Annotated in this window: 12 protein-coding genes and 1 tRNA gene; 6 read left to right on the top strand and 7 right to left on the bottom strand. The window is 74.7% G+C overall.

Annotation, left to right across the window (positions count from 1 at the left end; all coding sequences use genetic code 11):
- Positions 1–52 precede the first annotated feature (52 nt).
- Complete coding sequence (idi, locus tag AB0L45_RS17640) at positions 53–664, top strand: isopentenyl-diphosphate Delta-isomerase (RefSeq protein WP_365840771.1); 612 nt, start codon at positions 53–55, stop codon at positions 662–664.
- Here the strand turns inward: idi and AB0L45_RS17635 are convergent.
- The 4 genes from AB0L45_RS17635 to AB0L45_RS17620 all read right to left on the bottom strand — a co-directional run bounded on the left by AB0L45_RS17635 (position 639) and on the right by AB0L45_RS17620 (position 3,944).
- Positions 639–1,145, bottom strand: a complete 507-nt coding sequence (locus tag AB0L45_RS17635) for an ATP-binding protein (protein ID WP_365840769.1) — start codon at positions 1,143–1,145, stop codon at positions 639–641. The two genes, idi and AB0L45_RS17635, sit on opposite strands and share 26 nt — an antisense overlap.
- Positions 1,146–1,276: 131 nt before the next feature.
- Positions 1,277–1,945, bottom strand: a complete 669-nt coding sequence (locus AB0L45_RS17630; protein WP_365840767.1) for an HdeD family acid-resistance protein — start codon at positions 1,943–1,945, stop codon at positions 1,277–1,279.
- A gap of 207 nt (positions 1,946–2,152) precedes the next feature.
- Positions 2,153–2,226: transfer RNA gene (locus AB0L45_RS17625), tRNA-Met, on the bottom strand.
- Between the two features lie 59 nt (positions 2,227–2,285).
- Positions 2,286–3,944: an ABC-F family ATP-binding cassette domain-containing protein gene (locus tag AB0L45_RS17620; protein ID WP_365840766.1), complete on the bottom strand. Its 1,659-nt coding sequence runs from the start codon at positions 3,942–3,944 to the stop codon at positions 2,286–2,288.
- A gap of 128 nt (positions 3,945–4,072) precedes the next feature.
- On the opposite strand from AB0L45_RS17620, the gene AB0L45_RS17615 reads away from it, so the two are divergent.
- Positions 4,073–4,825: an enoyl-CoA hydratase/isomerase family protein gene (locus AB0L45_RS17615; protein WP_365840764.1), complete on the top strand. Its 753-nt coding sequence runs from the start codon at positions 4,073–4,075 to the stop codon at positions 4,823–4,825.
- Positions 4,826–4,846: 21 nt separating this feature from the next.
- Here the strand turns inward: AB0L45_RS17615 and AB0L45_RS17610 are convergent, their stop codons facing one another.
- Positions 4,847–5,242, bottom strand: coding sequence for a hypothetical protein (locus AB0L45_RS17610; protein WP_365840762.1), 396 nt, complete (start codon positions 5,240–5,242; stop codon positions 4,847–4,849).
- 139 nt (positions 5,243–5,381) lie between these two features.
- Here AB0L45_RS17610 and AB0L45_RS17605 point away from each other — a divergent pair, with 139 nt between their 5' ends.
- A complete protein-coding gene (locus tag AB0L45_RS17605) occupies positions 5,382–7,475 on the top strand; it encodes an ATP-binding protein (RefSeq protein ID WP_365840760.1) in 2,094 nt (697 codons plus the stop codon).
- A gap of 9 nt (positions 7,476–7,484) precedes the next feature.
- On the opposite strand, the gene AB0L45_RS17600 is transcribed toward AB0L45_RS17605, so the two are convergent.
- Together AB0L45_RS17600 and AB0L45_RS17595 are read right to left on the bottom strand one after the other, a co-directional pair.
- Positions 7,485–8,123, bottom strand: a complete 639-nt coding sequence (locus AB0L45_RS17600; protein ID WP_365840758.1) for a DJ-1/PfpI family protein — start codon at positions 8,121–8,123, stop codon at positions 7,485–7,487.
- 120 nt (positions 8,124–8,243) lie between these two features.
- Positions 8,244–9,212, bottom strand: coding sequence for a DJ-1/PfpI family protein (locus tag AB0L45_RS17595; RefSeq protein WP_365840756.1), 969 nt, complete (start codon positions 9,210–9,212; stop codon positions 8,244–8,246).
- A gap of 141 nt (positions 9,213–9,353) precedes the next feature.
- Here AB0L45_RS17595 and AB0L45_RS17590 point away from each other — a divergent pair, with 141 nt between their 5' ends.
- From AB0L45_RS17590 to AB0L45_RS17580, 3 genes are all read left to right on the top strand, one after another.
- On the top strand, positions 9,354–10,226 hold the full coding sequence (locus AB0L45_RS17590; RefSeq protein WP_365840754.1) for a hypothetical protein: 873 nt from the start codon (positions 9,354–9,356) through the stop codon (positions 10,224–10,226).
- A 118-nt stretch (positions 10,227–10,344) separates the two neighbouring features.
- On the top strand, positions 10,345–11,082 hold the full coding sequence (locus AB0L45_RS17585) for a class I SAM-dependent methyltransferase (protein WP_365840752.1): 738 nt from the start codon (positions 10,345–10,347) through the stop codon (positions 11,080–11,082).
- A gap of 454 nt (positions 11,083–11,536) precedes the next feature.
- On the top strand, positions 11,537–13,972 hold the full coding sequence (locus tag AB0L45_RS17580) for a Tex family protein (RefSeq protein ID WP_365840750.1): 2,436 nt from the start codon (positions 11,537–11,539) through the stop codon (positions 13,970–13,972).
- Positions 13,973–13,978 lie beyond the last annotated feature (6 nt).

Below are 13,978 nucleotides of genomic sequence, written 5' to 3'. Positions count from 1 at the left end.
GGCGCGGCTAGGGCAGACTTGAGCGGCGAGGAGACCGACGACAAGGATGGGCATGCCGATCACACCTGCCAATGGACAGACCGCCGGGACGACGGCGGTGAACCCACCGGGCGGCACCGCCGAACCGATCTTGCTGGAGCTTGTCGACGAGAACGGCACGACGATCGGCACCGAGGAGAAGCTCACCGCCCACCAGCCGCCCGGCCTGCTGCACCGGGCGTTCTCGGTCTTCCTCTTCGACGACAGAGGGCGGCTGCTGCTCCAGCGGCGGGCGCTGGGCAAGTACCACTCGCCCGGCGTCTGGTCCAACACCTGCTGCGGCCACCCGTACCCGGGCGAGACCCCGTTCGCCGCGGCGGCGCGGCGTACCGCCGAGGAGCTGGGCGTCGCCCCGGCGCTGCTCGGCGAGGCCGGTACGGTGCGCTACAACCATCCGGACCCGGAGTCGGGGCTGGTCGAGCAGGAGTACAACCACCTGTTCGTGGGGCTCGTGCAGGCCGCGCCGGAGCCGGACCCCGAGGAGGTCGGCGAGATCGCGTTCGTGACGCCTCAGGAGCTGGCCGAGCGGCACGAGGAGGCACCGTTCTCGGCGTGGTTCATGACCGTGCTGGACGCGGCCAGGCCCGCCGTGCGGGAGCTCACCGGGCCCGCGGCGGGCTGGTAGGTCCGCCCGCCGGCGGGGCGAGCGGCAGTTCGGCCCAGACCGCCTTACCGCCGCTCGCCGTGTGCGCGACGTCGCACTTGCCGCCCGCCTCGGCCGTGAGCATCTTGACCAGCCACAGGCCGCGCCCGCCGACATCGCCCTCGTCCGCCTCGACGGCCTTGGGGCGGTACGGGTGGTCGTCCTCGACGGCGGTCCTGACCCAGTCGGCGCCGACGGTGATCTCGACGGTGATCTCGGGGGAGAGCAGCGCGGCGTGCTGCACGGCGTTGGTGACCAGTTCGGAGACGATCAGCAGCAGGGCATCCAGGATCTCGCCGGCCGCGGGCACGCGCTGCTGGGCGAGCAGGTCCCGGACCGCGTGGCGCGCCTGCGGCACCGACGACTCCAGTGCCGGTGCGGTGAAGCGCCAGACACCTTCGTACGCGCGCGCGGCGGTCAGCTCCTCGGGGGGTTCGGCCGGGGGGCCGGAAGGCGTCCTCACCCTCCGAGTGTTGGTGGTGAGCTGGTCCGGACCGGCCCGCTGAACACAAGTCAGCTTCTATCGACGCCTTCTGACCGATTCCGAAATCGGCGATCAGACCTGCGACTGGTCCTGGCTTTTTTGTTTCGTGTTCAAGGATTGCCGGACGAGGCCGGTGGGCGCCCGGTGGCGTCCGGTGCGCCCGTACGCGGGCCCTGCCCGCCCGCCACCATACCGACGATCCGCCGGCCCCCGACGCCCATCGCGATCAGCCCGAGCCCGTCGAAGAGCAGCGCGAGGGAGAAGAAGCAGCCGATCACGTAGCGGCTGCTGTGCGGCCAGTCGCCGAGCACCAGGACGCCCAGCAGGATGCCGAAGGCCCCCTGCACCAGCGTCCAGCCGAACTGCGGCCCCCGTACGACCACGCCGCCGACGAGCCGGAACACCCCGCCGGTGAGGAACAGCAGCGCCGCGAACATCGTCAGCCCCGCCGCGGCCACCTCCGGCTGACGGATGACGACCACCCCCGCGGCGAGGTTCAGGGCCGCCACGATCACCGCGAGCCAGAAGAAGCCGGCCCCGCGCGACTGCACCGCGTGCAGCAGCCCGACCACGCCGCCGATCAGCAGCAGCCAGCCGAAGAGCAGCATCGAGGTGAGCGTCGCGAAGCCGACGTACGCGAGGCCCACCAGACCGGCGATCACCAGGACCGCCCCGAGCACCGCCAGCAGGCCGAAGCTGCGCCTCAGCTCGCCCGCCGCCTGTGCCCCCGGCGGCGTCGTACCCGCCGGCGGCTTCGAGGATCTGCTTCTGCCGAGCATCACGGCCCTCCTCACGGACGCCTTTGTCCCGGTATACCTCTTTCGGGGCCGGACGGCTCTTCCGGGGCCGGACGGCTCCTCCGGGAGCGGACGCCCCTTCCGGGACCGGACGGCCCCTCGGGACCAGGCCGGGGACGAGGACGAACGGCAGCGCACGCACGACAGCAGGCCCGGTGTTCACGAGGAACACCGGGCCTGCTGCGGAAGTAGCGGGGACAGGATTTGAACCTGCGACCTCTGGGTTATGAGCCCAGCGAGCTACCGAGCTGCTCCACCCCGCGTCGGTTGTGCCAACCCTACGGGGTACCGGGCCACACACCAAATCGCCGGACGGAACCCCTCAGAGAACGCGTTCCGCGATCCGCCCGGCCTCGACCTCGATACGCCGGTCCGTGTGCACCGCTTCCAGCATCCGCCGGTCGTGCGTCACCAGGAGCAGCGTGCCCTCGTAGGAGGCGAGGGCGGACTCCAGCTGCTCGATCGCCGGGAGGTCGAGGTGGTTGGTCGGCTCGTCCAGGACCAGGAGGTTGACGCCGCGGCCCTGGAGGAGGGCGAGGGCGGCGCGGGTGCGCTCGCCCGGGGACAGGGTCGAGGCGGGCCGCAGCACGTGGGCCGCCTTGAGGCCGAACTTGGCGAGCAGGGTCCGTACGTCGGCCGGGGACAGGTCCGGTACGGCCGCACGGAAGGCGTCCGCCAGCGGCTCGTCACCGAGGAAGGCGCCGCGGGCCTGGTCGACCTCGCCGACGACGACGCCGGGCCCCAGAGAGGCGTGTCCGGCGTCCAGCGGCAGCCGGCCCAGCAGGGCGGCGAGCAGGGTGGACTTGCCGGAGCCGTTGGGGCCGGTGACCGCGACCCGGTCGGCCCAGTCGATCTGGAGGTCCACCGGGCCGAAGCGGAAGTCCCCGCGCCGCACCTCGGCGCCGCGCAGGGTGGCCACGACCGCGCCCGCGCGCGGCGCGGCGGCGATCTCCATGCGCAGCTCCCACTCCTTGCGGGGCTCCTCGACGGCGTTGGCGTCCAGGCGTTCGATCATGCGCTGGGTCTGCTTGGCCTTGGCGGCCTGCTTCTCGGTGGACTCGGTGCGGAACTTGCGGCCGATCTTGTCGTTGTCGGTGGCCTTGCGCCGGGCGTTCTTGACGCCCTTCTCCATCCAGTTGCGCTGGGTGCGGGCGCGCGTTTCGAGGGCAGCCCTGGTGTCCGCGTACTCCTCGTACTCCTCGCGGGCGTGGCGCCGGGCCCGCTCACGCTCCTCCAGGTACGCGGTGTAGCCGCCGCCGTAGGTGTTGACCTGCTGCTGCGCGAGGTCCAGTTCGACGACGCGGCTGACCGTGCGGGTCAGGAACTCGCGGTCGTGGCTGACCAGGACCGTGCCGGCGCGCAGTCCGGTGACGAACTCCTCCAGCCGGGCCAGGCCGTCCAGGTCGAGGTCGTTGGTGGGTTCGTCCAGCAGGAAGACGTCGTAACGGGAGAGCAGCAGCGAGGCGAGGGAGGCGCGGGCGGCCTGGCCGCCGGACAGGGACGTCATCGGCTGGTCGAGGCCGACCGCGAGGCCGAGCTGGGCGGCGGTCTCCTCGGCGCGTTCGTCGAGGTCGGCGGCGCCGAGGGAGAGCCAGCGCTCCAGGGCGGTGGCGTACGCGTCGTCGGCGCCGGGCCGTTCCTCGACCAGGGCCTCGGTGGCGGCGTCCAGGGCGGCCTGGGCGGCCGTGACGCCGGTGCGGCGGGCGAGGAAGGCGCGTACCGACTCCCCGGGGCGCCGGTCGGGCTCCTGCGGGAGGTGGCCGACGGTGGCGGTGGGCGGGCTGAGGGCCAGCCGGCCCTCCTCCGGGGTGTCCAGCCCGGCCAGCAGGCGCAGCAGGGTGGACTTGCCGGCGCCGTTGGCGCCGACCAGGCCGACGACGTCCCCCGGCGCGACCACCAGGTCGAGGCCGGAGAACAGGACGCGCTCGCCGTGGCCGGCGGCGAGGGACTTGGCGACGAGGGTGGCAGCGGTGGCAGACATCAGACCGCCGATCGTATCCGGCCCGCTGCCGGCGATCCCCTCGATATCCGGTGGGCGCCCTGGCGTACGGGGCCGGGCGGCCCCCGGTGGCCCTCGCGCCACCCGAAGGCCGCCTTACCATCCGGGGCATGGAACCGGGCATCATCACACGTGTCAGCGACGGCACCGCGACCGTCACCCTCAGCCACCCCGCCAAACGCAACGCCATGACGACGGGGATGTGGCGGGAACTGCCGCCGCTGCTGGAGCGGCTGGCGGCGGACCGTGCCGTACGGGTGCTGGTGCTGACGGGTGCGGGCGACACCTTCTGCGCCGGTGCGGACATCGGGTCGCTGCGCGGGTCGGCGGGGGCGGAGAAGGGGCTGGCGACGGCTGCCGAGGAGGCGCTGGCCGCGTTCCCGAAGCCGACGCTGGCGGCGGTGCGCGGGTACTGCGTGGGCGGCGGCTGTCAGCTGGCGGCGGCGTGCGACCTGCGGTTCGCGGAGGAGGGCGCCCGGTTCGGGGTGACGCCCGCGAAGCTGGGGATCGTCTACCCGGCCTCCGCCACGCAGCGGCTGGTGCGCCTGGTGGGCCCGTCGGCTGCCAAGTACCTGCTGTTCTCGGGCGAGTTGATCGACTGTGCGCGGGCGCTGCGGACCGGGCTGCTGGACGAGGTGCTGCCCGAGGGGGAGCTGGACCAGCGGGTGGCGGCCTTCACCGCCGTACTGGCGGGCCGGTCGCAGCTGACGCAGGCCGCGGCGAAGGAGTTCGCGGACGGCCCCGCCGACGCGGAGCGGGTGGCCCACTGGGAGGCGCAGGCAGGTGAAAGCGGCGACACCGCGGAGGGTGTCGCCGCTTTCCTCGAACGCCGGACGCCGCGTTTCACCTGGACGGCTCGGTGATACGGGCCACGGGGAGACGGGTCATCCCACCTCGCCGTCCGTCTTGAGCGTCAGACGCACGTTCGTGTCGGCCGTGCCGTTGTTGGTGACGCAGGCGGTGTAGTCGCCCGCGCCGGGCCAGCCGGGCCAGGTGTCGCGCAGCTCCGCGCCGTACGCGGTGACCAGGCCGGGCGAGCCGGTGCCCGGTACGGTCGCGCCCTGGTACTGGAGCTTGAATTTGGCGCCCTGCCCGGTGGCCTTGCCGTCCGCCCGCACCTGGTGCTGGGCGGCCTGCTGCACGCAGCGCTGCTCCCCCGGGTGCAGCGTGCCGCCGTAGAACGGTGCGGCGGCGGCCGGGCCGGCGGCCGTCAGGGCCAGTCCGGCGGCCGCGGCCCCGGCGCACACGGTGCCCATGACGGTGGTGATCGTGCGGTTCATCTGTTCTGCCCCCCTGAGTCGCCGGATGGACCGACACCGGAAAGCTAGCGGCGGCCGCCGTCCGGAAAGCAGCCCGCCGGGTGTCCGTTTCCCGTCCGGTGCGGGTCCGTTCCGGCCACCTCGGCGACATACTTGTCGGGTGTCCGACCGGTTGGGCGACCGGCTCGCGACGGCGCGCGAAGAGGGCTTCGTCGGCCGCCGCGGTGAGACCGCGGCCTTCCGCGGGCTGCTGGCCGCCGGGCGCGGCGCGGTGGTGTACGTGCACGGCCCCGGCGGCATCGGCAAGACCACGCTGCTGCACCACTTCGCGCAGCTCGCCGGGCGCGCCGGGCGGCCCGCCGTACGGCTGGAGGCGTCCGGGGTGCGCTCCTACGAGGAGGAACTGGCGGAGCGCATTCCGGACCGGCCGGATCTGGTGCTGCTCATCGACGGCCTGGACGACGCGCGGGCGGCGGGCGAGACCGTGCACCGTGAGCTGCTGCCCCGGCTGCCCGCCGACGCGGTGGTCGCGCTGGCCTGCCGGACGGCGCCGCCGCTGTCCTGGCGCCTGGACCCGGCGTGGCAGGGGCTGCTGCACCTGCTGCCGCTCGGCCCGCTGGACGAGGCGGACAGCCGGGAACTGCTCACCCGGCGCGGGGTGCCGCCCGCCGTGCAGGAGCAGGGGCTGGCCTTCACCCGCGGGTATCCGCTGGCGCTCGCGCTGGTGGCGGACGTCGCCGCGCTCGGCGGGGAGGCGGCCGGGCCGGAGCCGTCGCCGCAGGTCGTACGGGCGCTGCTGGCCAGTCTGCTGGAAGCGGTGCCCACGCCGCTGCACCGCACCGCGCTGGAGGCGTCCTCGCAGGTGCTCTCGACGACCGAGCCGCTGCTGGCCGCGCTCCTGGACGTGCCCGACGCCGGGCCGTACTTCGACTGGCTGTGCGGGCTGTCCGCCGTGGAGAGCGGGGCCCGCGGGGTACACCCGCACGACCTGGTGCGGGACGCGCTGGACGCGGAGCTGCGCTGGCGCGACCCGGAGCGCAGGGCGGCGCTGCACCGCCGGGCGAGCGCGTACTACCAGCGGCTGTTCACCCAGGAGGACGACCGGGGGCGGCAGCGGGCGGTGCTGGCGGACTTCGCGTACCTGCACCGGGACAGCCCGGTCGTCGGGCCGCTGCTGGAGCCGGTGGCGCGGGGCGCGGCGGGCGCGGCCCGGCTGGACCGGCTGACCGTCTCGCCGGGGCCGGTGACCGGCGGCGAGCTGGTGGAGGCGTGCACGGTCGCCGCGATCCACGAGGGGATCGAGGCGGCGCGGCTGGTCGACGGCTGGTCGCGGTGCCCGGAGGCGGCGACGTACACCGTGCGCGGGCCGGACGGGGTGGCGGCGGGGTTCTACACGCTGATCGAGCTGACCGGCGCTCCCCCGCCGGGCGCGCCGGACGACCCGGCCGTACGGGCCGCCTGCCGCTGGCTGGCCGCGCACGGTGAACTGCGCGAGGGGGAGACGGCGTTGCTGGTCCGGTTCTGGATGAGCCGCGACGAGTACCAGGCCGTCTCCCCCGTGCAGACGCTGATCACGCTGCGCCTGACGCACCACTACCTCACCGGCCACCGGCCCGCCGTGACGCTGCTGCCGTTCGCCGACCCGGAGTTCTGGGAGCCGGGCTGCGCGTACGTGGACTTCGCCCGGCTGCCCGCGGCGGACTTCACCTCCGGCGGGCGCCGGTTCGGGATGTTCGTGCACGACTGGCGACGGGTGCCGGGGCTGGCGTGGCTGGCGATGCTGACCGAGCGGGAGCGCGCCGAGGATCCGTTCAGCGTGGCCCCGCCCGTGGCGTCGGACCCGTTGCGGGTCCTGGACCGGGAGGCGTTCGCGGCGGCCGTACGGGACGCGCTGCGCGAGCTGGTACGGCCGGACGGGCTGCGCGGCTCACCGCTGTTGGAGACGCGCCTGGTGGCCGGGCGGTGCGCGGCGGCCCCGGCGGAGGGAGCGGCCCCGAAGGAGCGGGTGGCGGCCCTGCGGGAGGCGTTCCGCGCGGCGGCGGCAGCGCTGGAGGCGTCGCCGCCGGACCGCCGGGCCTTCCGGGCGCTGCACCACACGTATCTGCGCCCGGCCGGCACGCAGGCGCGCGCCGCGGAGCTGCTGCGCCTGCCGATGACGACGTACCGGCGTCATCTGGCCGCGGGGATCGCCCGGTTGACGGAGCTGCTGTGGCAGGAGGAACTGGAGGGCGGCGGCGGGCCGGCGGCGACGTGAGAGCCGGTGTCATCCCTCCAGGACGGACCGGCTCCGGGCCCGCATCTCCGCGACGGCCCCGGCCGGGGCCTTCTCCGGCGAGCCCGCGTCGTACGGCGGCTGCGGGTCGTACTCGATGCCGAGCTGGATGGTCTGCGCGCACGTGTCGCCGGCGATCCGGCCCGCCAGCGCCAGGCCCATGTCGATGCCGGAGGACACGCCCGCGGCGGTCACGTACTTGCCGTCGAAGACGACACGCTCGCCGGTCGGTTCGGCGCCGTAGGACGGGAGCCGGTCGAGCGCGAGCCAGTGCGAGGTGGCACGACGGCCCTTGAGGAGCCCGGCGGCGGCGAGGAGCAGCGAGCCGGTGCAGACGGAGGTCGTCCAGGTGGTGCGGGTGTCCACGGCGCGCAGCCAGTCGTGCAGCGGCCCGTCGTCCATGAGCGCGGCATGGCCACGGCCGCCGGGTACCACGAGCACGTCGGGGGCGGTGACCTCGGACAGCACGGCGTCGGCGGTCAGCGCGAGGGAGCCGCAGCCGGTGCGGTGCTCGCCGGTGCGCCCGGCGACGAAGACGGTCTCGGCGCCCGGGATGCGGCTGAGGGTCTCGTACGGGCCGATGGCGTCCAGGGCGGTGATGCGGTCGTACAGGAGGACGGCGATCTGCATGGCGAAGCCTTTCGGTGGCGGGTGCTCGGTGGGATGAGGCGCGTAGCGGCTCGGCGGGGTGCGTGGCGGGGCGGGAAGTGCTGCGGGAGGCGGGGCGCGGGAGGCGGAGCGGACGGGCCGTCAGGGGAACGGTGGCGGGGCCGCGGGCCGGAAGCGGCGGCGGTATTCGGCCGGGGCGGTGCCCAGCGTGCGCAGGAAAGCGCGGCGCATCGCCTCCGGGGTGCCGTAGCCGCAGCGGCGGGAGATGCCCTCGATGCCGTCGGCGGTGTCCTCCAGGAGGCGCCGGGCGGCCTCCAGCCGTACCCGGTCGACATAGCGTCCCGGTGTCATGCCGACCTCGGCGCGGAAGGCGCGGGCGAAGTGCCGGGGCGACAGGCCCGCGCGGCCGGCGAGGGTGTCGACGGACAGGTCGGCCGCCGGGTTCTCGGTGATCCACTGCTGGACGTCGCGCAGCGGGCGCCGGTCCGCGGTCTGGGCGGCGAGCTGGGCGCTGAACTGGGTCTGGTTGCCGGGCCGGCGCAGGAAGACGACCAGGTGGCGGGCGACGGCCAGGGCCAGGTCACGGCCGTGGTCCTCCTCCACCAGGGCCAGCGCCAGGTCGATGCCCGCCGTCACCCCGGCCGAGGTGGCCACGTCGCCGTCCCGTACGTAGATCGGCTCCGGATCGACCCGTACGGCCGGGAACTGCGCGGCGAGCGCGTCGCACCGGGTCCAGTGGGTGGTCGCCCGGCGCCCGTCGAGCAGTCCGGCGGCGGCGAGCAGGAACGCTCCGGTGCACACGGCCACCTTGCGCCGGGCGTGCGGCGCGTGCGGCCGCAGCCAGTCGACCAGGCGGGGGTCGGGAGCGCGGGTTCCCCGACCGCCGGGCACGAGGAGGGTGTGCGGCGGTGTGGCGTCGGGCAGCGCGAGGTCGGGTGTGAGGGTCAGCCCGCTGGTCGTACGGACCGGGGCGCCGTCGAGCGAGGCGGTACGGACCGGGTACGCGCCGGGCACCCGCCGGTCCGCCTGGTGGAAGACCTCCAGGGGGCCGGTGACATCGAGGCTCTGTACGCCCTCGAAGAGGACGACCAGCACGTCGCGCTGTTCCATGGCGCCCATCCTGGTCGGGGTGCGGCGATGGCGGCAATGACGAAAAACCCACCTTTACGGCCATCGGCCGCGGCCGTGCGCGCGGAAACGGAGGGCGGTCCCGCCCTCCCCTCCATACCGACGGGTCGGTAACCTGCGGTCATGACCACCACGACCTCGCTCCCCGAGCGCGCCGGCCGACGTTGTCACCACGTCGTCAACCCGCTGCACTCGACCGTCTACTTCTCCCCCGACCTGCCTGCCGAGCTCGCCGGACTCGGTGTCGAGGACCGCAGCGCCGTCTACTTCGCCAGCCGCGCCGCCGCCATGGGCGCGGTGGGCCCCGGCACCGTCACCGCGGCGTTCTACAACTTCAAGCACGACCTGGTCGCCCGGCACGTCCCGCGGGTCTGGTCGGTCGTCTCGCCCGAGGACGTGCTGGCCGCGCGGCTGCGGGCGGTCGACAGCACCCTGCGGCGGCTGCTCGGTGACGCGGCGGTGGAGTCGCCGGAGATGGCCGAGGCGGCCCGCCTGGCGCTGCGCGCCACCGAGGCCTGCACCCGGCACGCCCGGCCGCTGTACGCCGCGCACGCCGACCTGCCGGTGCCCGACGCCCCGCACCTGGCCTACTGGCACGCGGCGACGCTGCTGCGCGAGCACCGCGGCGACGGCCACCTGGTGGCGCTGCTGGAGGCCGGGCTGAACGGTCTGGAGGCGCTGGTCACCCACACCGCCACCGACCGCGGCGCGGACCGCTCGTGGATCCTGGCGACCCGCGGCTGGTCCCTGGAGGAGTGGGAGGCCGCCGAGGAGAGGCTGCGCGAGCGCGGCGTGCTGGACGCGGCGGGCGCGCTGACCGAGGCGGGCGCCGAGCTGCGCGCGGACCTGGAGGACACCACGGACCGGCTGGACCTGGCGCCGTACGAGCACCTGGGCGCGGCGGGCGTGGCCCGGCTCACCGAGCTGGCGGGCGGCTTCACGCAGGCCGCGGTGGCGGCGGGCGCGTTCCCCAAGGAGCTGCTCGGCAAGCGGTGAGCCGGCGAACGCGGGTACTCCGCACGGGAGTCGGCCGGGAGGCCGGGTGCCCGTGCGGCGTCCCGCGCGCGGAAGAATCGGGGTGCGCGGGGCCGGCCGCCGCTGCCAGGCTGCGCCGATGGACCGTCAACGGATCTCCCGGATCGCGCACACCAGGCACCCCGTCGCGGCACCGCTCGACGACGACTCGGTGCGGCAGCTCCTGGAACACGCCCTGCCCCGTGGCGACGAGCGGGTGCTCGACCTCGGCTGCGGCGGCGGGGAATGGCTGCTGCGCGCGCTGGCCCGGTGGCCGCGGCTGCGCGCCGAAGGGGTCGACATCAGCCCGGAATCCCTGGCGCACGCCCATGCGGCCGCCGTCAGGCAGGGCGTGACGGGCCGTCTCGTCCTGCACCAGGAGGACGCCACGGACTTCCGCTCCCCGCACCCGTTCGACCTGGTGCTCAGCGTCGGTGCCGCGCACGCCTTCGGCGGCCTGCTGCCCACGCTGGCCGCGGCGCGCCGGCACCTGGCGCCCGGCGGGCGGGTCCTGGTCGGCGACGGGTTCTGGGAACGTACGCCCTCCGGGGAAGCCGTCGCGGTGCTCGGGGACTTCGCCGGCCTGCCGGCCACCCTGGACCGCGTCACCGCCGACGGGTGGACCCCCGTCCACGGGCACCTCAGCACCCGCCGGGAACTGGACGATTACGAGTGGTCCTGGACGGGATCGCTGGCCTCGTGGGCGCTGGACCGGCCCGCCGGCCCCGAGCGCGCCGAGGCCCTGGCGGCGGCCGATGCCCACCGCCGGGAGTGGCTGCGCGGCTACCGGGACAGCTGGGGCTTCGTCAGCCTGGTGCTGCGCCGTACCGACGGCTGAGGGTCGGTGCCGCGCGCCGCGGACGGCCGAGGAACTGCGCCGCGCGCCGCGGACGGCCGAGGAACTGCGCCGCGCGCCGCGGACGGCCGAGAGCCGGTGCCCCGCGCCGCGGACGGCCGAGGAACTGCGCCGCGCGCCGCGGACGGCCGAGAGCCGGTGCCGCACGCCGCGGACGGCTGAGGAAATGCGCGACCCGCCGCGGACGGCCGGGGGCCGCGGCGGGTCCGCTGACACGCCCGGCCGCAGGCCGCTTCCCGGCGGCCCGCCGCCCCCGGTGCCCGGTACCTCCCGCCCCGCCCGCCCCATGCGTCGGTACCCGCCCCGTACGGACCGCTCCCCCGCGCGTGCGGCTTCTCACACCTGGCCGCGGCGGCCCGGGTCGCGCGACAGTGCGGCCCGCCAACCTGCACAATGCAGGCTCAAGCAAACGCTGGAAGGCGGGGCAGGAAACAACGTGACGGCATCCACCGAGGCCAACGGGGCGTCCGGGACCATCGGATCCATCGAAGCGAGGATCGCCGACGAGCTCGGCGTCAGGGAACGGCAGGTGAAGGCCGCGGTCGACCTGCTCGACGGCGGCTCGACCGTGCCCTTCATCGCCCGGTACCGCAAGGAAGCGACCGAGATGCTCGACGACGCGCAGCTGCGCGCGTTGGAGGAGCGGCTGCGCTACCTGCGGGAGCTGGAGGAGCGGCGCACCGCGATCCTGGAGTCCGTCCGGTCGCAGGGCAAGCTGGACGCCGCGCTGGAGGCGCAGATCCGCGGCGCGGAGTCCAAGGCCCGCCTGGAGGACATCTACCTGCCGTACAAGCCCAAGCGGCGCACCAAGGCGCAGATCGCGCGTGAGGCCGGCCTGGAGCCGCTGGCGGACGGGCTGCTGAGCGACCCGTCGGTGGAGCCCGCCGCGGCCGCGGCGGCGTTCGTGGACGCGGACAAGGGCGTCGCCGACCCGGCCGCCGCCCTGGAGGGCGCGCGGGCCATCCTGACCGAACGGTTCAGCGAGGACGCCGACCTGATCGGTGAACTGCGCGAGCGGATGTGGACGCGCGGCCAGGTGACCGCGAAGGTCCGTGCGGGCAAGGAGGAGGCGGGCGCGAAGTTCGCCGATTACTTCGACTTCGCGGAGCCGTTCACCGCGCTGCCGTCGCACCGTGTCCTGGCGATGCTGCGCGGCGAGAAGGAGGAGATCCTCGACCTCGCGCTGGAGCCGGAGACCGAGCCGGTCGAGGGCGTCACGTCGTACGAGCAGTCCATCGCCGCGAAGTTCGGGATCGCCGACCGCGGCCGGCCGGCCGACAAGTGGCTCAAGGACACCGTCCGCTGGGCCTGGCGCACCCGCGTCCTGGTGCACCTCGGCATCGACCTGCGGCTGCGGCTGCGGCAGGCCGCCGAGGACGAGGCGGTCCGGGTCTTCGCGTCCAACCTGCGCGACCTGCTGCTGGCGGCGCCCGCCGGCACCCGCGCGACGATGGGCCTGGACCCCGGCTTCCGTACGGGCGTGAAGGTCGCCGTCGTCGACGCGACCGGCAAGGTGGCCGCGACGGAGACCATCTACCCGCACGTGCCGCAGCAGAAGTGGGACCAGTCGCTGGCCACGCTGGCGCGGCTGGCCGAGGAGCACGGGGTCGAGCTGATCGCCATCGGCAACGGCACCGCGTCCCGCGAGACGGACAAGCTGGCCGCCGACCTGATCGCGGCGCAGCCCGAGCTGAAGCTGACCAAGGTGATGGTCTCCGAGGCGGGCGCGTCGGTGTACTCCGCCTCCGCGTTCGCCTCCCAGGAGCTGCCGGACCTGGACGTGTCGCTGCGCGGCGCCGTCTCGATCGCGCGCCGCCTCCAGGACCCGCTGGCCGAACTGGTCAAGATCGATCCGAAGTCGATCGGGGTCGGTCAGTACCAGCACGACCTGTCCGAGGTGAAGCTGTCTCGTTCGCTGGACGCGGTGGTCGAGGACTGCGTCAACGGCGTCGGTGTGGACGTCAACACCGCGTCCGCGCCGCTGCTGTCGCGGGTGTCCGGCATCAGTTCCGGGCTGGCCGAGAACATCGTCGCGCACCGCGACACCAACGGCCCCTTCCGCGCCCGCAAGGCCCTCAAGGACGTGGCGCGGCTCGGCCCGAAGGCGTACGAGCAGTGCGCGGGCTTCCTGCGCATCCGCGACGGCGAGGACCCGCTGGACGCCTCCAGCGTGCACCCGGAGGCGTACCCGGTGGTGCGCCGGATGGTGAAGACGGCGGGCGGCGAGGTGTCCTCACTGATCGGCAACACGGCGGTGCTGCGCTCGCTGAAGCCGGCCGACTTCGTCGACGACTCCTTCGGCCTGCCGACCGTCACCGACATCCTCCAGGAGCTGGAGAAGCCGGGCCGTGACCCGCGCCCGGTGTTCAAGACGGCCACCTTCAAGGAGGGCGTGGAGAAGATCGGCGACCTGGAGGCCGGGATGCTCCTGGAGGGCGTGGTGACCAACGTCGCCGCCTTCGGGGCGTTCGTCGACATCGGTGTCCACCAGGACGGCCTGGTGCACGTCTCCGCCATGTCCAAGACCTTCGTCAAGGACCCGCGCGACGTGGTCAAGCCGGGCGACATCGTGCGCGTGAAGGTGCTGGACGTGGACATTCCGCGCAAGCGGATCTCGCTGACGCTGCGGCTGGACGACGAGCCCGGCAAGGGCGGCGGCGCGGCCGACGGCGGGCAGCGCGCGGGCGGCCGGCGCGACGACCGGCGCGGTGACCGGGAGGGCCGCGGTGAGCAGCGGCGCGGCAGCACGCCCCGGCAGCGCCAGGGCGGCGACCGGCGCGGCGGCTCCCGCGACGCGGCCCCGGCGAACGGCGCCATGGCCGACGCGCTGCGCCGCGCCGGCCTGCTGGGCAAGGACAGCGGCAAGCGCTGACCCGTG

Source organism: Streptomyces sp. NPDC052496, from assembly GCF_040679095.1.
In the GTDB taxonomy this organism is placed as follows: Bacteria; Actinomycetota; Actinomycetes; order Streptomycetales; family Streptomycetaceae; genus Streptomyces.
This window is presented reverse-complemented; position numbering and strand designations above follow the sequence as displayed.